Annotated in this window: 16 protein-coding genes; 11 read left to right on the top strand and 5 right to left on the bottom strand. The window is 71.9% G+C overall.

Going from position 1 to position 19,519, the window contains the following annotated elements; genetic code table 11:
• Nucleotides 1-105 precede the first annotated feature (105 nt).
• From BIU95_RS05355 to csrA, 10 genes are read left to right on the top strand one after another with little or no spacing between them, the layout of a single operon-like run.
• Entirely contained in the window at nt 106-984 is an 879-nt protein-coding gene (locus BIU95_RS05355; RefSeq protein WP_071250802.1) for a flagellar motor switch protein FliM, read from the top strand.
• Nucleotides 984-1,688, top strand: coding sequence for a flagellar motor switch protein FliN (gene fliN, locus BIU95_RS05350; RefSeq protein ID WP_017887436.1), 705 nt, complete (start codon nt 984-986; stop codon nt 1,686-1,688). Before BIU95_RS05355 ends, fliN begins: the two co-directional genes overlap by 1 nt.
• A 7-nt stretch (nt 1,689-1,695) precedes the next feature.
• Complete coding sequence (locus BIU95_RS05345; protein ID WP_071250800.1) at nt 1,696-2,316, top strand: flagellar biosynthetic protein FliO; 621 nt, start codon at nt 1,696-1,698, stop codon at nt 2,314-2,316.
• Complete coding sequence (gene fliP / locus BIU95_RS05340) at nt 2,313-3,149, top strand: flagellar type III secretion system pore protein FliP (RefSeq protein ID WP_071250798.1); 837 nt, start codon at nt 2,313-2,315, stop codon at nt 3,147-3,149. The genes BIU95_RS05345 and fliP overlap by 4 nt, the downstream gene beginning before the upstream one ends.
• Nucleotides 3,150-3,158: 9 nt before the next feature.
• Nucleotides 3,159-3,434 (top strand): flagellar biosynthetic protein FliQ, encoded by a 276-nt coding sequence (locus BIU95_RS05335; protein WP_017887433.1) that lies wholly within the window; start codon nt 3,159-3,161, stop codon nt 3,432-3,434.
• Nucleotides 3,434-4,192 (top strand): flagellar biosynthetic protein FliR, encoded by a 759-nt coding sequence (locus BIU95_RS05330; protein ID WP_017887432.1) that lies wholly within the window; start codon nt 3,434-3,436, stop codon nt 4,190-4,192. The genes BIU95_RS05335 and BIU95_RS05330 overlap by 1 nt, the downstream gene beginning before the upstream one ends.
• Nucleotides 4,193-4,196: 4 nt before the next feature.
• Nucleotides 4,197-5,390 carry a flagellar biosynthesis protein FlhB gene (locus tag BIU95_RS05325; protein ID WP_017887431.1) on the top strand — a complete coding sequence of 398 codons (1,194 nt, stop codon included), beginning with the start codon at nt 4,197-4,199 and terminating at the stop codon, nt 5,388-5,390.
• Nucleotides 5,387-7,441, top strand: coding sequence for a flagellar biosynthesis protein FlhA (locus tag BIU95_RS05320; protein ID WP_071250797.1), 2,055 nt, complete (start codon nt 5,387-5,389; stop codon nt 7,439-7,441). The genes BIU95_RS05325 and BIU95_RS05320 overlap by 4 nt, the downstream gene beginning before the upstream one ends.
• Nucleotides 7,416-8,339, top strand: coding sequence for a hypothetical protein (locus tag BIU95_RS05315; RefSeq protein WP_056068559.1), 924 nt, complete (start codon nt 7,416-7,418; stop codon nt 8,337-8,339). Before BIU95_RS05320 ends, BIU95_RS05315 begins: the two co-directional genes overlap by 26 nt.
• Nucleotides 8,340-8,343: 4 nt before the next feature.
• Entirely contained in the window at nt 8,344-8,637 is a 294-nt protein-coding gene (gene csrA / locus BIU95_RS05310) for a carbon storage regulator CsrA (protein ID WP_056068561.1), read from the top strand.
• A gap of 68 nt (nt 8,638-8,705) precedes the next feature.
• Here csrA and BIU95_RS05305 read toward each other — a convergent pair whose 3' ends face one another.
• On the bottom strand, nt 8,706-10,856 hold the full coding sequence (locus BIU95_RS05305) for an acyl-CoA dehydrogenase (RefSeq protein ID WP_071250795.1): 2,151 nt from the start codon (nt 10,854-10,856) through the stop codon (nt 8,706-8,708).
• A 198-nt stretch (nt 10,857-11,054) separates the two neighbouring features.
• Here BIU95_RS05305 and BIU95_RS05300 point away from each other — a divergent pair, with 198 nt between their 5' ends.
• A complete protein-coding gene (locus BIU95_RS05300; protein WP_071250793.1) occupies nt 11,055-12,521 on the top strand; it encodes a peptide MFS transporter in 1,467 nt (488 codons plus the stop codon).
• Nucleotides 12,522-12,687: 166 nt separating this feature from the next.
• Here BIU95_RS05300 and BIU95_RS05295 read toward each other — a convergent pair whose 3' ends face one another.
• The 4 genes from BIU95_RS05295 to BIU95_RS05280 all read right to left on the bottom strand — a co-directional run bounded on the left by BIU95_RS05295 (nt 12,688) and on the right by BIU95_RS05280 (nt 19,487).
• Complete coding sequence (locus BIU95_RS05295; protein ID WP_139179667.1) at nt 12,688-12,975, bottom strand: hypothetical protein; 288 nt, start codon at nt 12,973-12,975, stop codon at nt 12,688-12,690.
• A gap of 796 nt (nt 12,976-13,771) precedes the next feature.
• Nucleotides 13,772-17,140, bottom strand: coding sequence for an ATP-binding protein (locus BIU95_RS05290; RefSeq protein ID WP_071250791.1), 3,369 nt, complete (start codon nt 17,138-17,140; stop codon nt 13,772-13,774).
• A complete protein-coding gene (locus tag BIU95_RS05285; protein ID WP_017887423.1) occupies nt 17,137-17,925 on the bottom strand; it encodes a DUF4194 domain-containing protein in 789 nt (262 codons plus the stop codon). The genes BIU95_RS05290 and BIU95_RS05285 overlap by 4 nt, the downstream gene beginning before the upstream one ends.
• Nucleotides 17,922-19,487, bottom strand: coding sequence for a DUF3375 family protein (locus BIU95_RS05280; protein ID WP_071250789.1), 1,566 nt, complete (start codon nt 19,485-19,487; stop codon nt 17,922-17,924). The genes BIU95_RS05285 and BIU95_RS05280 overlap by 4 nt, the downstream gene beginning before the upstream one ends.
• Between the last annotated feature and the right edge of the window lie 32 nt (nt 19,488-19,519).

Raw genomic sequence — 19,519 nt, 5'->3', positions numbered from 1 at the left:
AGGACTGAGACACACACCGCGCGGAGCGCACCAGCGCTGCCCCCACCGCCCCACTACGGGGTACAGCACTGACGGGTGCCCCACAGGTGACCGATAGACGCAGCCGTGACCGAGACCCTGCCAGCGCCCGAGGTGTACGACTTCGCGCGCCCGTCGACGCTGGCCCGTGAGCACGCCCGGGTGCTCGAGCTCGCCTTCGAGACCTTCGCGCGGCAGTGGGGCACGCAGCTGACGGCGAAGGTCCGCGCGGTCAGCCAGGTCACCTGCGAGCAGGTGCAGATGACGACGTACGACGAGTACGCCGCGTCGCTGCCCGCGCTCACCAGCATGGTGCTGCTGCCGATCACCGAGCTCACCTCGAAGGGCGTGCTGCAGCTCCCGCTCGACGCCGCCCTGACGTGGGTGTCGCACGCGCTGGGCGCCTCGAAGCCGCTGCCGACCCCGGACCGCACCTTCACGCCCATCGAGCAGGCCCTGGTGCGCAAGATCGTCGAGGACGCCCTCGACGACCTGCGGTACTCGTTCGGCGGGCTGCTCGCGCAGGACGTCACGGTCGGCGGGTTCCAGTTCAACAGCCAGTTCGCCCAGGCCGCCCAGAAGGGCGACCTGATGATCGTCGCCTCGTTCTCGATCCGGGTCGGCGACCGCATCGCTCCGGGCACGCTGGCCCTGCCGGCCGAGGCCGTCCTGCCGCAGCTCGGCGAGGCCGCCGCGCACGTCTCGCCCGCCGACGCCCGCGCCCTGCTCGACGCGCAGCTCGAGAGCGTGCCGGTCGGCGTCAGCCTGCGCTTCGCCCCGGCCGCGGTCCTGCCGACGCAGGTCTTGCGGCTCGCCGTCGGCGACGTCCTGCCGCTGCCGCACCCGCAGCACCGGCCCCTCACCATCGCGGTCGACGGCGAACCCGTCGGCACCGCCGCGGTCGGCGCGAACGGCTCGCGCCTCGCCGGCATCGTCGTCACCACCACGAGCACGGAGCAGCACTGATGACCGAAACGACCACCCTCCACACCGCAGCGGCCGAGTCGCTCGCGGCGCAGCTCCCGACGGCCGCCCCCTTGACCGCGGTGCTCCTGCCTGGAGGCGCGACACCGGTCGTGCTCGACGCGGCGACCGACGCCGTGGTCGCGTCGTTCGTCGGCGGCCTGTCGGCCGATCTGGCACTCGTGCTCACCGACCTCGAGGCGATCACGGCCGCCGGCGGCACCGACCACGGCATCGTGGCCGTCACGGACGTGTTGCGTCCGTCGCTCGAGGCCGCGGCCGGGGTCCTCGGGGTCGGGGTGCTCGGCGAGGCGGGCCGCGAGTCGGCGGCGTCGCTGCTGGCCGACCCGGACACGGTCGTGTTCGAACTCACCGCCGGTGGGCTGCCCGCCGGGTGGTTCGGCATCCGGATCCGCGAGAACGGCACGGTGTCGGCGCCCGTCGTGGCGAACCTGCCCGCGGGCAACCTCGGCCGGATCAACAACGTCGAGATGACCCTGACGGTCGAGATCGGCCGCACCCGGATGTCGGTCCGTGACGTGCTCGGCATGGAGCCCGGCGCCGTCGTCGAGCTCGACCGCAGTGCCGGTGCCCCCGCCGACGTCCTGCTGAACGGCCGCCTCATCGCGCACGGCGAGGTCGTCGTCGTCGACCAGGACTACGCGGTCCGGATCACCCGCATCCTCGACGTCGCCGAAACGGTCTGACCCGCACGTGGACACCCTCGTCGTCACCCTCCGCGTCGCGCTCTCGCTCGGCGTCGTGCTCGCCCTGATGTGGGTGCTGCACCGCGCGAGCCGCAAGCGCTTCTCGGGCAAGCCGTCGGGCCGTCGTGCCGCGACCGTCGAGGTCGTCGGCCGGCAGGGCATCGGCGGCAAGGCGAGCGTCGTCGTGGTCGACGTCGAAGGGGAGCGGCTCGTGCTCGGCGTCTCCGAGCACGGGGTCGCCCTGCTCACCAGCGGGCAGGCACCCGCGCCGGAACTCACGATCGTGACCGGACCGGTCGCGCTGCCGGTGCGCCCCGCACCGTCGGCCGACGTGTTCGGTCAGGAACTCGCGCTGCAGTCGGACGCCACCACGTCCCTCCAGGCACGGCCGGAGCGCCGCGGGCGCGTCGATCCGGAACCGGCTGGTGGGGCCGGCCTCCCGGCAGCCGCTGTCGACGCGACCGACGCGCCCGCGGTGGCCGGCGCCGTCGCGCCGTTGCCGATGCGCCCGCGCAACCGTCGTCCGCAGCGTGCCGTGCCGAGCGCGCAGCAGCTGCAGGGCTCGATCCTGTCGGTCGACACCTGGCGCCAGGCCGCGGCCGCGCTGCGGAACCGGCGGGCCGGGTGACGGCGGCAGGGCAGCACCGGCTGGCACGGTCGGGTCGACTCGTCGCCCTCGTCCTGCTCGGCCTGGCGGTCGTCGCCGGGTTCTTGATGTTCACGACCACCGGTGCGCACGCCGCCGGCGTCGTCGAACCCACCGCCCCGGCGACCCCGACCGCCCCCGCGACCGGTGACTTCAGCGTCAGCGTGAACGGCCCGGACGGCACGCCGTCGTCCGCCGTGGTGACCCTCATCGGCATCACGCTGCTGAGCGTCGCGCCCGCGTTGATGCTCATGATGACGTCGTTCACCAAGATCTTCGTCGTGCTCGCGATGACCCGGAACGCGCTCGGGCTGCAGTCGATCCCGCCGAACCAGGTCATCGCCGGACTGGCACTGTTCCTGTCGTTGTTCGTGATGGCACCGGTGCTCGGGCACATCAACGACGACGCCCTGCAGCCCTACCTGGCCGGCCACCTCGACTTCAACCAGGCCGTCGAGATCGGCACGAAGCCGCTGCGGACCTTCATGCTCCACCAGACCCGCGACGAGGACGTCGCCCTGATCACCCGCGCCGCCGGGCTCGACAACCCGAAGTCGATGGCGGACGTGCCGATGACGACGGTGATCCCGGCGTTCATCATCTCGGAGCTGCGCAGCGCGTTCATCATCGGGTTCGTCATCTTCATCCCGTTCCTGGTGATCGACCTCGTCGTCTCCGCGGCCCTGATGTCGATGGGCATGATGATGCTCCCGCCGGTCATGATCTCGCTGCCGTTCAAGATCCTGCTCTTCGTGCTGGTCGACGGTTGGGGCCTCATCATCACGTCGCTCATCGAGAGCTACCACGTTGTCTAGGGGGCACGCATGAACCAGCAGGCCGTCATCGACCTCGTGCTCCAGGCGCTCCTGGTGTCCGGCAAGCTCGCCGCCCCGGTCCTCGTCACCTCGCTCGTCGTCGGCTTCGCGATCTCGCTGTTCCAGTCGGTGACGCAGATCCAGGAGGTCACCCTGTCGTTCGTGCCGAAGGCCGTCGCCGTCGCGATCGCCCTGGTGGTCTGCGGCAACTGGATGATCTCGGAGATGATCGCCTTCACGCACGTCGCCTTCGACATGATCCCGAAGCTGCTCGGGGCCGGTTGATGGAGCTCGCCATCGACGCCGACCGTCTGGAGGCGACCATGCTCGCCGGCGTCCGGCTCGTCGCGTTCTTCGTCATCGCGCCGCCGTTCTCGTACCGGGCGTTCCCGGGCACCGTGAAGGTGATCCTCGGCCTGGGGCTCGCCATCGGCGTCGCGCCGCGCGTCGCCGTCGGCTACGAATCGCTCGACACGGGGCCGTTCCTGCTCGCCCTGCTCACCCAGCTCGTGGTCGGGCTGTCCCTCGGGTTCCTGGTGTTCCTGGTGTTCGCCGCCGTGCAGTCGGCGGGTGCGCTCATCGACCTGTTCGGCGGGTTCACGCTCGCGCAGGCGTTCGACCCGCAGTCGCAGGTCAACGGCGCCCAGTTCACCCGCCTGTTCCAGATGACCGCACTCGCACTGCTCTTCACCTCGGGCGGCTACCAGCTCATCGTCGGTGGGCTGGTGCGGTCGTTCGACGCCGTGCCGCTCACCGGCACGTTCGCGGTCGACGGGCTCGCCTCGATGCTCGTCGCGGCGATGTCCCAGATGTTCCTCGCCACCCTGCAGATCGCCGGGCCGCTCGTCGTCGTGCTGTTCCTGGCGGACGTCGGCCTCGGGCTGCTCACCCGCGTCGCACCGGCCCTCAACGCGTTCCAGATGGGGTTCCCGATCAAGATCGGGCTGACCGTCCTGTTCGCCGGCGCGCTCTTCATGGCCCTGCCGTCGGTGGTGTCGTCGCTGACCGGCGACGCCGTCGAGGCGATCACCGGACGGGGGTGACGACGTGTCCGACAGCGGAGAACGCTCCGAACAGGCGACCCAACAGCGGATGCGCGAGGTCCACGAGAAGGGCCAGGTCGGCCGTTCGCAGGACCTCGGCGCGTGGATCGGCATCGCCGTCGCGGCGCTCATGATCCCCGCCGCGATCGGCAACGCCGCCGCCGCCGGGCAGGACCAGCTGCTCGCCGTGCAGCGGGTCATCGAGGACCCGGAGATCGGTGCCGTGCGGGCACTGCTCGCGGACGCCCTCGGTTCGATGGGTGCGACCCTCGGCCCGATGCTCGCCGTGGTCGCGGTCGCCGTGCTGGCCGCCGCCGTCACCCAGGGCGGGGTGCACTTCCGGAAGATGACACCGCAGCCCGACCACTTCGATCCCGTGGCCGGACTGAAGCGCGTGTTCGGTACGCAGGCGCTCTGGAACGGCGCGAAGGCGCTGCTGAAGACCGCCGTCGTCGGGCTCGTCCTCTGGTTCGCGGTGCAGGGACTCATGCCGGTCCTGATGTCGAGCGGCTCGCTGCCGCTGTCGGCCGTGCTCGAGGCCGCCGCAGCCGGTTCGGGCACGCTGCTGCGCGCTGCGATCGTCGCCGGGCTCGTCCTCGCGGCACTCGACGTGTTCGTCGTCATCCGCCGCAACCGGAAGCGCACGATGATGACCAAGCGCGAGGTCAAGGACGAGAACAAGCGGAGCGACGGCGACCCCCTGGTGAAGTCGCAGCGCCGGTCCCGTCAGCTCGCGATGAGCCGCAACCGGATGATCCAGGCCATCGGCACCGCGGACGTCGTGATGACGAACCCGACCCACTACGCCGTCGCGATCAAGTACGAGCCGGGGAAGTCCGCGCCCCGGGTGGTCGCGAAGGGCGCCGGCCCGGTCGCCGACGTCATCCGTGCGCGTGCCGAGGAAGAGCGGGTGCCGATCGTCCGCGACGTCCCGCTCACCCGAGCGCTGCACGCCGCCTGCGAGCTCGGACACGAGATCCCCGTCGACCTGTACACCCCGGTGGCCCGCGTCCTGTCCTTCGTGATGGCGCTCAAGGCCCGCGGTACTGCCGCCGGCACGCACGCTCCACCGCGGCCGACCACTCCGGACGAGGTCGCGAGCGTCATCGACCCGGCCACCCTGACCGGTGACCTCCGCCCCCGCAAGCTCCGCCCACCGCGCATCGCAGAGAACCAGACCGAAGGACTCCCCGCATGAACCGCAAGGACCTGCCGAAGCTCGTCGTCCCGGTGTTCATCGTCGGCATCATCCTGCTGCTGATCCTGCCGGTGCCGTCGTTCCTGCTCGACTTCATGATCATCATCAACATCCTGCTGGCGCTGGTGATCCTGCTCACGACGCTGTTCGTGAAGAAGCCGCTCGACTTCTCGGTGTTCCCGTCGCTGCTGCTCGTCGCGACGCTGTTCCGGCTCGGCCTCAACGTCGCGTCGACCCGGCTGGTGCTCGGCGAGGGCTTCGCCGGCGACGTCATCCAGGCGTTCGGCCACGTCGCCGTCTCCGGGTCGATCATCATCGGCGCGGTCATCTTCCTGATCCTCATCGTCATCCAGTTCGTCGTCGTGACGAAGGGCGCGGAACGCGTCGCCGAGGTCGGGGCGCGGTTCACCCTCGACGCGATGCCGGGCAAGCAGATGGCGATCGACGCCGACCTCAACGCCGGGCTGATCACCGACCAGGAAGCCAAGGAGCGCCGCGCCGCCGTCTCCGCCGAGGCCGACTTCTACGGCGCGATGGACGGTGCGTCGAAGTTCGTCAAGGGCGACGCGATCGCCGGCATCCTCATCATCATCATCAACCTGGTCGGCGGCATCGCGATCGGCATGCTGCAGAACGGACTGTCCGCCACCGACGCCCTGTCGAAGTACGGCATCCTGACGATCGGCGACGGCCTGGTCACGCAGATCCCGGCGCTGCTCATGGCGGTCTCGACGGGCATGATCGTCACCCGGTCCGGTGCCGAGTCCGAGATGGGGTCCTCGGCCGCGACCCAGCTGTCGCAGTCGCGGAACGCCCTGATGATCGCCGGCGTCGCCGCGATCGCGATGGGCTTCATCCCGGGCATGCCGATCCTGCCCTTCCTGCTCGTCGGCGCCACCCTGCTGTTCACGGGCTGGCGCATCGGCCGGAACGCCGCCCGCGCCGAGGCCGACGCCGCCCAGCAGCAGGCGCTCGAGGCGGCGGCACCGACCGGTGACACCCCCGAGGACCTGCTCGAGCAGATGCGCGTCCACGCCCTCGAGATCCTGCTCGCCCCCGACCTGGTCGACATGGTGTCCGGCGCGTCCGACGACCTGCTCGGCCGCGTGCGGGCACTCCGCCGCAAGATCGCGATCGACATGGGCATCGTCGTCCCGCCGGTCCGGACCCGCGACTCGATCGACCTGCCGCCGTCGACCTACGCCATCCGCATCGCCGGTGTCGAGGCTGGTCGGGGCACCGCCCCCGCCCGCAGCGTCCTGGCGCTCGGCGACCACCTGGACGGCCTGCCCGGCACATCGACCGTCGAGCCGGTGTTCGGCCTGACCGGCAAGTGGGTGCCCGCCGAACTCCGGCACGCCGCCGAGATGACCGGCGCGACCGTGATCGACCGTGTCTCCGTGCTCGTCACCCACCTGCAGGCCGTCATCGGCGACAACGCCGCACGCCTGCTCACCCGCGAGGACGTCAAGGTCCTGACCGAGGGCGTCAAGCAGGTCAACCCCGCGGCCGTCGAGGAACTCGTCCCCGGCATGCTCTCGATGGCCGAACTGCAGCGGGTGCTGCAGGGCCTGCTCGCCGAGCGCGTGCCGATCAACGACCTCGGCCGGATCTGCGAAGCCCTCACGCTCCGCGCCAAGGTGTCGACCGACCCCGAGGGGCTCGTCGAGTCCGCCCGCGCCGCCCTCGGACCGGCCCTCGCCGCCCGCCACACCGACGCCGGCACGCTGCGCGTCATCATGATCGACCCGATGCTCGAGCAGTCGATGCTCGAGGGGCTCCGGCCGTCCGAGCAGGGCAGCCAGATCGTCCTCGACGCCCACCGCATCGAGCAGGTCCTGGGCTCCGTCCGCGACGCCGTGCGCTCGGTGGAGGACCAGGGGCTCTCCGCCGTCCTGGTCTGCGCCCCGCAGCTCCGCCCGGCCGTGCACCGCATGGTCGCCGCCCAGTCGAACGGGCTCCCGGTGCTGTCGTACCAGGAGGCCACCGCCGCGGGCTCCACCATCGAGACCGTGGGAGTGGTCCGTGCCGCCGACCCGATTGCAGCGTAGCGGCGCCACGCTCGAGTCCCTCCGCGACGCGGTCCGGACCGAGTTCGGCGCGGGTGCACGGATCGTCGCGGCCGAACGGGTGACCTCGCCGGGCTTCGGCGGGCTGTTCCGCAAGGCGCACGTCGAGGCCACCGTCGAGGTGCCGGAACCGGGGGACCAGCCCACCGCTCGGGTGGTCATCGCCGACTCGCCCGAGCAGCGCGTCGGCATCGCCGCGCTGCTCGCCGACGCCGAGGCGGCCGAGGCACGCATCGCCGGCACCGACGGCACCAGGGCGACGCGGGCCGACGCGTTCGCGTCGGTGCTCGACGGGTTCCAGGCGGACGGCATCACGACGAGCGCCCCGCGCCCGACGCGCGCCCCGTCCGAGCCGGACGTGCCCGCGGGGGTCGACCCGCGCCTCCAGGCCGCCGTCGACGCGGTCACCGAGACCCGGTCGGGAGGCCCGTCCCGCGTCCTCGACACGCCCTCGCCGGCACCGGTGGCCCGGCCCACCGCACCGGCGGTGCGGTCCGCGGACGGCGACCTGGTGCTCCTGGTCGGGCGGCCGAACGACGTCGACGCGGCCGCCGGACTCTTCGCGGTGCGGCACGCGCTCCGGCCGACGGACGCCGCCGACCGCCGGGCAGCCATCTTGGCCCGGGCGGACGGCGTCCGTGACCGGCACGCCGTGCTCGCGGTCGCCGCGTGGGACGACCTCGCGACGAGCGACGGGCTGCAGGCCGACCAGGTGTGGGTCGTGGTCGACGTCGGGCGGAAGCCCGAGGACTCGGCCGCGATGGTGTCCGCGGTGGCGTCGCGGCTGCCTGTGGTCGGGGTGGTCGCGATCGGTGCGGGGGAGACCGCCACGCCCGGGTCGGCGGACCTGCTGGGGCTCCCCGTCGTGTCGCTAGGCTGAACGGGTGCTGGTACTCACGCGGAAGGTCGGCGAGCGGATCCTCGTCGGCGACGACATCGTCATCACGGTGCTCGACTCCCGGGGCGACGGCGTCCGGATCGGCATCGACGCCCCGCGCGGCGTGAAGATCCAGCGGGAAGAGGTCGTGCGTGCGGTCGCCGAGGCGAACGCCGAGGCCGCTGCCGCCGGCGACGACGCCGAGGCGCAGCTGCGCGCGGCGCTCGGGGCACGTGGCGGGGCTGCCGCGGACGGCCCGGCCTCGTCCGCGCCGTCCGACTCCGCGCCGACCGACTCCTAGTCGTCCGGAGCAGCCACGCCCGTCACGGGCGCGGCCGCTCCTCCGATACGGGCGCGGCTGCGCGTCCGTCACGGACGGGGCTTCTTCTCCTGCTCCGGCAGGCGGCCGGCGGCGGCCTCGGCGGCGAACCAGGCACGAGCCTCGTCCTGTCGGGCCTGCTCGGCGCCGAGCGCGATCGGCGCACGGACGTGGCCCGGCTCGTAGCCGAAGGTCTCGAGCAGTTGCGGCACGATCGGACGCACCCGGGCGACGAGCCGGTCGACGTACGCCGACACCGCACGGGCACGCTGCGCCGACAGCCGGCCGTGCAGCAGGTACCAGTCCAGGTGCTGCTCGAGCAGGCCGAGCGCGAACAGGTCCCGCAGCCAGACGAGCACGCGGCGGGTGTCGCCCTCGGTCACCTCGTCGAGCGCCTCGGTGAAGGCGTCCCACTGCATGAGTTCGGCGTGGGCCTTGGACGCCTCGATGAGCTCGTGCTGCGAGCGGTTGAGCAGTCTGGCCGCGCGGGCGCGGTCCTTGCCGGCCGACGCCAGGCGCATCCCGATCTCGGCGACCATGGTGTCGACCCGACCGGCGAGCAGTTCCCGCTGCGTCCGGGGGTCCTGCAGGTCGGCGACGCTCGCGGCCAGCGAGCCGCGGTCGGCCACGGTCTGGCCGAGCCGACGGATGCCCGACGCGTCGGCGAGCTTCGACGCGGCGACGGCCGCCACGAACTTCGCGGTGGACGCGGGATCCTTCGGGGCCTTCGCGCGGAACTCGGTGAGCAGGCGCTTGCCGACGAGCTGCAGCAGCACGGTGTTGTCGCCCTCGAACGTCACGTAAACGTCGAGGTCGGCGCGGAGCCCGGTCAGACGGTTCTCGGCGAGGAACCCGGCACCGCCGCAGGCCTCACGAGCTTCCTGCAGGGTGTCGAGCGCCGACCAGGTCGACATCGACTTGAACGCGGCCGCCTGGGTCTCCAGGTCCTCGCGTCGTTCCGGGGTGTCCTTCCGCCCGCTGAAGACGTCGTCGAAGGTGCGCAGGAGCTTCTCGTGCGCGAACGACTGCGCGAACACCGTCGCCAGGCGCGGGATCAGACGACGCTGGTGTCGGCCGTAGTCGAGCAGGACGCCCTCGGTGCCGTCGCCGGTCGGGAACTGGCGGCGCTGCATCGCGTAGGTCAGGGCGATCTGCAGCGCGATCTTCTGCGCGACGACCGCGGCGCCGTCGAGCGACACCCGTCCCTGCACCAGGGTGCCGAGCATCGTGAAGAACCGGCGGCCGGGCGAGGCGATCGGTGACGAGTAGGTGCCGTCCGCGGCGACGTCGCCGTAGCGGTTCAGCAGGTTCGTGCGGGGGACCCGGACGTGGTCGAACGCGAGCCGGCCGTTGTCGATGCCGTTCAGGCCGCCCTTCGGCCCGTCGTCCTCACCGCTCACACCGGGCAGGAACGCCCCCTCGACGTCGCGGAGCGGCACGTAGAACGCGTGCACGCCGTGGTCGACACCCGCGGTCACGAGCTTCGCGAACACGACGGCGGCGTGACCGTGCAAGGCCGCGTTGCCGATGTAGTCCTTCCACGCGCCACGGAACGGCGTGTGGATCTCGAACTCCTGGGTCGCGGGGTCGTACGTGGCCGTCGTCGCGATGCTCTGGACGTCCGAGCCGTGGCCGGTCTCGGTCATCGCGAAGCAGCCGGGGACCTCGAACGAGACGATGCCCGGCAGGAACTCACGGTGGTTCGCCTCGGTGCCCAGGTGGTGCACGGCGGAGCCGAACAGTCCCCACTGCACCCCGGCCTTGATCTGCATCGACGGGTCGGCGACGACGAGTTCCTCGAATGCCGCGATGTTGCCGCCGTGGTTGTCCTGGCCGCCGAACTCGGCGGGGTAGGGGCGCTGGATGGCACCGGCGTCGACCAGGGTGCGGAGCTGCTCGAGCACGCGTGCCCGGTGCTCGGGGATCGGCTGGCCCTCGATCTTCTGCATCGCGGGGTCGAGCGCCAGGCGGCGGGAGATCCGGCGGTCCTCGGCCCAGCGTCCGAGCAGGAGCTCCTGCACCAGTTCGACGTCGATGTGGACATCGGTGTCGGTGCCGGCGGTCGGGGTGCCCGCTGCCGGGTCGCCGGCGGCGTCGGCGTTCGGCGCGGCGTGCTGCGCGGCGTTCTTCGCGTCGACGTCCGGCGCGGTGTCGCTGCCGCTGGCGGGGGTGGTGCGCTGGGCGGGTGCGGTGTCGACCATGGTCGGAGTCCTCCTGAACTGCGGTGTCCGTGTTGCACCGTCCACGCTAGACACCCCTGCCGACAGTGGCGGGAACGCCGTGCACGCCGCACAACCCGGTGTCGTCGGTGCCGTCACGGCGTCGTGGGAACCCTCCAAAGAAATGAGGGGTGTTCGACGATTGGGCGCGCCCGGCCGCCCGGGGGCAGACTTGCCGCCATGTCACGTACCACCCCCGCGGACCGCGAAGCCCGTCCCGGACGCACCTTCTTCGGGCAACCGTTCGAACTGTCGACACCGTTCGCGGTGGAGCTCTGGGAGCGGTTCTCGTTCTACGGGATGCAGGGCATCGTCCTCATCTACATGTACTACTCCCTGACGCAGGGCGGTCTGGGGATCGACAAGGGCATCGCCACCGGCATCATGGGTGCCTACGGAGGCGCGGTCTACCTGTTCACGATCATCGGGGCGTGGATCGCCGACCGGCTGATCGGCGCGGACCGCACGCTGTTCGGCAGCGCGATCGTCGTGATGCTCGGGCACATCGCCCTCGCGCTCATCCCCGGGGTGGCCGGGGTCGGGGTCGGCCTCGTCCTGATCGCGCTCGGCTCCGGCGGACTCAAGGCCACCGCCACCACGATCGTCGGCGGTCTGTACAGCCGCGAGGACCCCCGACGCGACGCCGGCTTCTCGCTCTACTACCTCGGCGTGAACCTCGGCGCGTTCTTCGGGCCGCTGCTCACCGGGCTGCTGCAGAGCTCGCTCGGCTTCCACTGGGGCTTCGGCCTGGCCGCGGTCGGCATGGCCGCCGGCCTGGTGCAGTACGCGATCCGGCGGAGGAAGCTGCCCGAGGTGGTCCGGCACGTCGCCAACCCCGTCGACCGTCGCCGGCTGCCCCTGATCGGTGCGGGCGTCATCGTCGCACTCGTCGTCATCGTCATCGCCGTGCTGACCGGCCTGCTGACCGTCGGCAACCTGCCCACCGTCGTCGTGGTCGTCGTCGTGCTGGCCACCATCGGGTACTTCGTCGTCATCCTGTCGAGCGGCATCACCCGCGACGAGCGGTCGCGCGTCTTCGCCTTCATCCCGCTGTTCATCGGCAGCGCCGTGTTCTGGTCGCTGTACCAGCAGCAGTTCACCGTCGTGACGGTCTACTCCGACCAGCGGCTCGACCGCTCCCTGTTCGGCTGGGAGATGCCGGTGTCGTGGGTGCAGTCGATCAACCCGATCTTCATCATCGTGCTGTCCGGCGTCTTCGCGGCCCTGTGGACCAAGCTCGGCGACCGCCAGCCGTCCACCCCGACGAAGTTCGCGCTCGGCACCGGGATCATGGGGCTCGCGTTCCTGCTGTTCCTGCCGTTCGTCGGCTCGGGCGAGAACGGCACGCCGCTGCTCGCACTCGTCGGCATCCTGCTGGTGTTCACCCTCGCCGAACTGCTGCTCTCGCCCGTCGGTCAGTCCGTCGCCACGAAGCTCGCGCCGCCGAAGTTCCAGACCCAGATGGTCGCGCTGTTCTTCCTGTCGGTGTCGCTCGGCACCGCCGTCACCGGGGTGCTGTCCCGGTACTACGACCCGTCGAACGAGGCCCCGTACTTCACGATCCTCGGCCTGGTCGCCGTCGCGGTGGGCGTGGTCCTGCTGATCCTGGCCAAGCCGGTGCTGCGGCTCATGCGCGGCATCCGGTAACCTGAGCGGAGCCACACGCCGAAGCAACCAAGGAGTCACCACCCATGCTCGAACTCATCGCAGGGATCATCATCGGCGTCGGCGTCCTCGGCGGCGTCGGGTGCTGCATGGCCGTCGCGGCCATGATGAAGAGCGGCTCCGAAGAGTACTGAGTCCCTGACCCGGACTACTCGTCGCTGTCGGTCGTGACCGGCACCAGCTGACGACTCAGGACGGTCGCGCGCTCGAAGGGGCCGCGGCCGTCCTTCGTGTACACGGGCTCCTCGAACGCGACAGTCCACGTGCGCTGTGTCCCGCCGATCTGGCTCCCACCGGGAGCCACGATCACCCCGATCGGCTCGTCGGCCCACTGCTCGCCACCCCGATCGGTGTCGACGACCAGCACGAGGGCACCGATGCCGAGACCGGCAGCGTCGTCGGGGCGGGGACTGGGGGAGCGGTGGCGTCCGAACACGCCATCACCGTAGCGTCGGGCGGTCAAGGAACGTCTGTGCGGCGCCTGCCGACACGCTGACGGCCCCGCTGCCGGGTGGTCAGGACACCCCGCCGTGCGAGCGCCGAGCGGTCGCAGACCGTCGGCGACGCGGCCTCCATCCGACGGTTTGTGACCAGCGCGCGAAGGTGAGCGGGGTGTTGTGACCTGCCCACCAGCGGCCGGGAGGTGCGTGGCGGGCCCGCGCCGCGCCTCCCCTCGGTCGGCGGTCACCGACACCGCCCCGCCGGGTGGTCAGGACACCCCGTCGGCATCGCGTCGGGTGGTCACGAAGTGTCGACAGCGGCACCGCGAGGCGTCACTTCGTGACCAGCGCGCGAAGGTGAGCGGGGTGTTTTGACCTGCGCACCAGCGGCCGGGAGGTGCGTGGCGGGCCCGCGCCGCGCCTCCAGACCGTCATCGTGACCCCAGGACACCCCGCCGGGTGGTCAGGACACCCCGTCGGCATCGCGGCGATTGGTCACCAACTGTCGGCGGCGGCGCCGCCAGGCGTCACTTCGTGACCAGCGCGCGAAGGTGAGCGGGGTGTTGCGACCGGCGGGACGGCGGCCGGGAGGCGCGTGGCGGGCCCGCCCAGCGCCTCCCGTCGGTCGGCGGTCACCCCCAGGACACCCCGCCGGCATCTCGTCGGCCGGTCACGAAGTGTCGGCTGCGGCGCCGCCAGGCGACGGTTCGTGACCACTCGGCCAACCTGAGCGGGGTGTTGCGACCACCCCGCGGCCACCCCGCGACCACCCCGCGACCACCCCCGCCCGCGTCAGACGGCTGCCGGCTCCACCCGGGCGATCTCGGTGACGGAGGAGTGGCCCGTCTCGGGGTGCTTGCGCATCGACAGGAGCCGCTCCATCGACGGTTCGAGCGCCGTGACCTTGTCGAGCGGCGCACTCACGACGAGCTGGAACCCGAGCCGGAGCCACGCGGTGACGGCACGGCCGGCGAACTCCGAGTCCGCCTTGATGAACGCCTCGTCGAGGAACACCGGCGCGAACCGGGGCCGGGGACGGGTCTCGTCACCGAGCTGGTAGCGCAGCGCGGCGCCGACGATGAACGCCACGAGCTCCTGCGTCTCACCACCGGACTTGTCACCGAGCGACGAGTACACGCCGAGGTCGTTGCCGTCGGTGTCGTACCGGACTGCCGTGATCTCCATGTGCCGCCGGACGTCGAGCACCGCGTCGCGCTGGGTGGTGCGGCCACGGGCGGCGTCCGGGTCGGGCCGGATGACGGCCATGAAGCGCCGGAGCCGTCGGAACCGGGTCTCGAGCACGTCGTCGGTCAGCTCGGTGTCGACCGAGGCGGACAGGGCGCGGAGCTCGCGGCGGAACGCGGTGACGTCCTCGCGGGTGACCCGGCGGATCTGGATCTTCAGGCGGTCCCGGTTCGCGCCGAACGGCAGCTCCCGCAGGATCTCGTTGACCGGCTCGAGGCGCTCCTCGATCTCGACGACGGCGCGGTCGAAGGCGCCGGCGAGCGGGACGAGGTCCTCGCCGCTCCACTGCGACAGGCGTCGACGCCACTCGCTCCGACGGGCGTGCAGGCCGGTCGCCACGATCTGGTCGAGGATCGCGTGGTAATCGGGGTACGACGCGACGCCGGTGCCGAGGTTCGGGTCGGGCCAGGCATCCTGGTACCGCTGGAACGTCAGCGTCAACGAGGTCGAGGCTGCCGCAGCGCCGTCGAGGGCCTGGGAGAGCCGCTCCTCGAGCCGGCGCTTCAGCCGTCGGGTGGCGTCGTCGAACCCGTCGACGCCGTCCGGTGCACCGATCTCCTCGAAGGTCTCCTCGAGCAGGCGGGCCTGCTGGTCGTCCGGCAGCGAACCGGGCGAGGACTCGAAGCGCTCCAGGATCTCGGCTGCGGCATCCTGGCCGTCGACGAGCACCGCGTGGCGCTCCTCGAGCCGCTGCACGGAAAGCCGTGCGGCGGAGCGACGGTCGGCCGCCTCGTCCAGCGACTTGCGCAGCCGGGCGACCGAGGCCCGGAGCGTCCGGAGACCGTCGTCGGCGGCGAGCAGTGCCTGCCGTTCCTCGTCGAGCCGGGCGAGGGAGGCGCCCAACCCGTCGACGTCGATCGCGGCCCACGTGGCGTCGACCACGTGCTGGTGGGCGGCGCGGAGCACGTCGAGCGCGGTGAGGTCCTGTGCGACGTCGGTGCGGCGTGCCTCGAGCGTCGCGAGGTCCTGCGCGATCGAGGCGAGCTCCTGCTCGACCGCGGCGACGCGGGCCTCGTTCGTGAACCCGATGACGTTCGACTGCCGGCGGTCACCGTGCGCGCCACGACGGCCGTCGCGCAGCTGCCCGGACTCGGTGACCCGGCGGCCACCACCGCCCAGGTCCGATGCCGAGGTGACACAGCGGGCATCGGTGCGGTCCGACTCGATCCGCTCGCGCACCCACGTGCTGAACGGCGACGGCTTGATCGCGAGCTTGCCGGAGACCATGGCCGGGTCGCCGTCGAGGTCCAGGTGCGGGCCGGTCGGCACACCCTCGAACTGCACGCGAACGGGCAGGCGCAGTGCGTCGATCGCCTCACTGAAGTCGCCGAGGCGGTCCTGGTCGACGAGCAGCGTGCGGGCGACGGGCGCCAGGACGGACTCGATGGCCGTGCGCCAGCGCTCCTCGCCGGGCAGCACGTCGAGCAGTTCCGCCACGAAGGGCAGCTCGGCCGGGTCGATGCCGGCGGCACGCGCCATCGCGAGCCGGGCCTCGTGCATCGGCAGCGGCATGGCGCCTTGCCGGTGCTCGAGCGACTGGCGCTCCTGCCGCAGGGACCGTTCGCGGTCGAGGAGCGGGTACTCCTCGCGGGTCAGGGCGTCGCGCCGCTCATCGAGCGCGGTGCGGGCGTCGGCGTACGACCCGAGGAACTCGTGCGAGCTGCGCTGCGCGGCAGTGAAGTCGGCCTCGGTCGCGACGGACGTGCCCAGCACGGCGGTCCGTTCGTCGAACGTCGCCCGGGTCCGGACGACCCCGTCGCGCTCCCGGGTGAGCCGCTCGATGCGGTCCTCGAGCTGGGCGAGCGCGTTGCCGCCCTGGTCGCGGAGTCGGGCCTCGGCGTCGCGCAGCTCGATCTCGACGGCGGCGTGCCGGGCTTCAGCCGCGGCCACCTCGGCGCGCGATGCCGTGCGCTCGCGGGCGTTGCGCGACACCTCGGCGTCGAGCAGGTCACGCTTCCGCGAGGCCGTCCAGTGCGCGAACGGCGACACCTCGGCACCGGTGGCGATGCCGTCCAGGGCCGCTGCGGCCTCGGTCGCGCGCGAGATCTCGTCGTGCAGGTCGGTGATGGGGGAGAGGATGCGGACCTTGCGCTCCTCGGTGTCCATCGCCTCGTACGCCTCGTCGAGGGCGGAGAAGTGCGCGAGCGCCCGGTCGGCCGCCTCGTACGTGCCGGGGGTCTCGAGCACGAGCGACTTGTACAGCGCGTCGACCGTCGGCAGGTGCTGGCCGGCCTGGATCCGCGCGAGCAGGCGCATCGCCCGGTTGCCGCCACCGGAGTCACCGATGCCGAGCCGCGTCTGCAGCGTGTACGCGAGCTCCTGGTAGGTGTCGCGGATGACGAGCCCCGGCACGCGGCCGGTCAGCTCGAGGTGGTGGAACCGCGACGGCACGAACTCCTCGAGCCGGCGCAGGTCGAAGGTGTCGTCGACCGTCGCCATGGTCATCTGGATGTCACCGACCCCGCGGGCACGCTTCGGCACGATGTACGCGCGCAGCACCGTGAAGCGTCGCTCGTCGTCGTTCCGGAACGTGACCGCCGCCGCGCCCCACGTGGTCTGGTCGTCGCCGCGCAGGTTCACGTCGCGCAGGCTGCCGGTCGCCGGGTCGCGCCGGGTGTCGACCTTGCCGCGCAGGTACGTGAGCAGGTTGCGCTGGTCAGCGCTGCGGGCGCGGCCGGTGGTGGCGTCGTTTGAGGCGCCGTTGAACGGCACGTCGGACGGCATCATCACGGCCAGGTAGGCGTCCATCAGCGTGGACTTGCCGGTGCCCGAGGCACCGGAGATGAGCGTCGCCGTGCCGGACAGTTCGACCTGCCGGTGGCCGTGGAACCCACCCCAGTTGACGACCTGCATCGACTCGGCGCGCCACTGCGCGACCGTGTCGAAGAGCGCCGGGATCTCGAACGTGTCGGTCACGCTTCCGTCTCGCCTTCGTCGTCGGTGTCGGTCTCGGCTTCGCCGTCTGCCGGGAGGCCCGGGTCGTCCCCGTCGGTCGGCTCGCCGCCCGGGGCGGTCGCCTCGTCCTGTGCGGTGGTGGTCCGCAACCAGGCGTCCAGTTCGAGCAAGCGCTCCAGGGGGAGCAGCACCTCGACGACGCTCGCCACCCGGAAGCGGTCCGGGTCTGACGTGCGGATCAGGATGCGCGCCGTCACGAGGCGCTCGATCGCCTTCGCGACCCGGCCCTCGTCGCGGGTGCGGTCCGTCGCGGTCGCCGGACGGAAGCCCGCCACGTGCCCGAGGATCTCGGAGCGGTCGACGACGACCTGGTCCGGGCCCGGTCGGGCGTCGGCGCGCAGACGCATCCGCAGGTAGACGAGGACGATCGTCTCCTCGCGGGTGTACGGCAGGTCGCGGAGCAGGGTCGGGAACGTACGGCGCTGGCTCTCCGACCGGGCCTGGCGCTTCCAGGCGACCTCGCGGTCACGGTCGACGTGCAGCTCGAGGAACAGGTCGTTCAGGCGCGACCGCAGCTGGTACTCGGCGTCGAGCACGGCACGCCACTCGTCGGGGTGCGTGCGGGAGCTGACGTACGAGTGCCGGAGCAGCGCCACCAGGGCGCGCCGCTGGTGCTCGTCGAGCCGGCCCTCGTCGCCCTCGAAGAGGGCGAAGCTGGACTCGTCACGCTCGTCGTCCTGCATCACGGATGCGGGGTCATCGTAGGGGACCGTGTCGTCGACCGGTGCCGGCGTCGTGTCGCTCACCGTGCCTCCTGTGCGTTCTCGTCGTGTGCGTCGCCGACCGGAGTGCGCTCGTCGTCGAGCGCAGCGGTGGGCATCTGGAAGGTGATCGCGGTGCCGTCGGGACGCACCGTCCGGTGCTCGGCGACGTGGGCGGCCGACTCGAAGTCCTCGTGCCCCGTCAGCAGGTGCGCGAGGCCGAACAGCTCGACCGGCCGGCGCTGCTCGGGTGGCAGCCCGTGGAACGCGTCGACGCTGGAGTCGGCCTCGGCGAAGCGCAGTGCCGCGCGCAGCTCGGTCAGCAGCGGCCCGCCGTGCTTGCGGAGCATCTCGACGTCGAGGTCCTCGAAGACGTCGTCGTCGGGCTCCTCGATGGGCGGCGGTACGGACTCGGCGTCCGGATCGTAGAAGCGCTCGCGCAGCGTGCCGACCTCGGCGGCAGCCGGCAGGAGCGGCAGCGGGATCCGGTCACGCGCGCCGCCCTGGTCCATCAGGGTGGCGAGGCCGCGGTTGATCGAGCGGAGCACGGCGTCGAGCTCGCGGTCGCGCACCACGTCGTGGGCGACGATCTGGTCGCGGAGCGTGGCGGTGAGCTGACGGCGCTGGGCGAGCACGTCCTCGATGCCCTGGCGCAGGATCGTCACGGTGTTGCGGAAGGCTCGACGCTCGCCGGCGCCGAGGCCCTGCGCGAACGGGTGCGCCAGGATCGTCGCGATGTCATCGCGGAGCCGCAGGAGCAGTGCGTCGTCGCGCAGCAGTTCGAAGGCGCCCTCGAAGGCACGGCCCTCGGGCGTCGCTTCCATCAGGTTGTCGGTGCGCGCCAGGTAGTCGTCGAGGATCTCGCCGATGGGGCGGACCTCTTGCCGGAAGTCCTCGACGATCGAGCGGTGCATCGTCGCGACCGCCTCTTCCACGCGCTTGAAGTCGCTCGGGAGCTGCCGGATCAGGTCGGAGATGTTGGTGTACCCGTCGCGCATCCGGTCGTCGTCCACCGCCACGACGTCGTCACCGTGCTCCAGGCGTGCACGCTCGGACTGCAGCTCGGCGATCTGGGCGTCGATCCGGCGGATCTGCACGTCGGGGTCGGGTTCGGCCCGGGCCGCCCACCGGTGCACCGCGTCGACGATCATCGCCAGCCGGCTCTCGCTGATCAGGGCGCGGTCGGCCGACAGAGCGTCGACGAGGCTCAGCGCTTCGAGCGCGTGGCTCGTCAGGGAGTACTGCTCGTCGCCGTCGGGGGAGTTCGAGCGGACGAGCCACTGGGCGCCGACCCACTCGCGGCACAGGGCGCGGCCGTTCGGGCGGGCCTCCTGCTCACCGTCGGACTGTTCGGTGTCGGCTTGTTTACCGGCCGTCGGCACCGCCTGGTCGCTGGCGGGCACGCGGGCACCCGCTGCCTGCAGGCGCGCGACGTGCTCCTCGACCTGCAGGTGCATGCGGTCGGCGGGGACGTACTGCACGTCGCGGTCGAAGACCGTGCGGAACACGGCGAGGACCGTGGCGCTGGTCGGCCGGGACATGAGCCGCAGGGTCGGACGGTCGAGGACCGCTCGGACCCGGGCGAACTCGAGGTCGACGTCGGTCATGCGCCCCTTCGTCCGATCGTGCTTGTGGTCTG

The organism is Curtobacterium sp. MCBA15_007 (genome assembly GCF_001864905.1).
In the GTDB taxonomy this organism is placed as follows: domain Bacteria; phylum Actinomycetota; class Actinomycetes; order Actinomycetales; family Microbacteriaceae; genus Curtobacterium; species Curtobacterium poinsettiae.
This window is presented reverse-complemented; position numbering and strand designations above follow the sequence as displayed.

Bases quoted from the DNA above. Each gene is read 5' to 3' on its own strand.
- BIU95_RS05300 (WP_071250793.1), top strand. From the start codon at position 11,055: ATGTCACGTACCACCCCCGCGGACCGCGAAGCCCGTCCCGGACGCACC.
- BIU95_RS05335 (WP_017887433.1), top strand. From the start codon at position 3,159: ATGAACCAGCAGGCCGTCATCGACCTCGTGCTCCAGGCGCTCCTGGTG.
- BIU95_RS05305 (WP_071250795.1), bottom strand. From the start codon at position 10,856: ATGGTCGACACCGCACCCGCCCAGCGCACCACCCCCGCCAGCGGCAGC.
- BIU95_RS05330 (WP_017887432.1), top strand. From the start codon at position 3,434: ATGGAGCTCGCCATCGACGCCGACCGTCTGGAGGCGACCATGCTCGCC.
- fliN (WP_017887436.1), top strand. From the start codon at position 984: ATGACCGAAACGACCACCCTCCACACCGCAGCGGCCGAGTCGCTCGCG.
- BIU95_RS05280 (WP_071250789.1), bottom strand. From the start codon at position 19,487: ATGACCGACGTCGACCTCGAGTTCGCCCGGGTCCGAGCGGTCCTCGAC.
- BIU95_RS05320 (WP_071250797.1), top strand. From the start codon at position 5,387: ATGAACCGCAAGGACCTGCCGAAGCTCGTCGTCCCGGTGTTCATCGTC.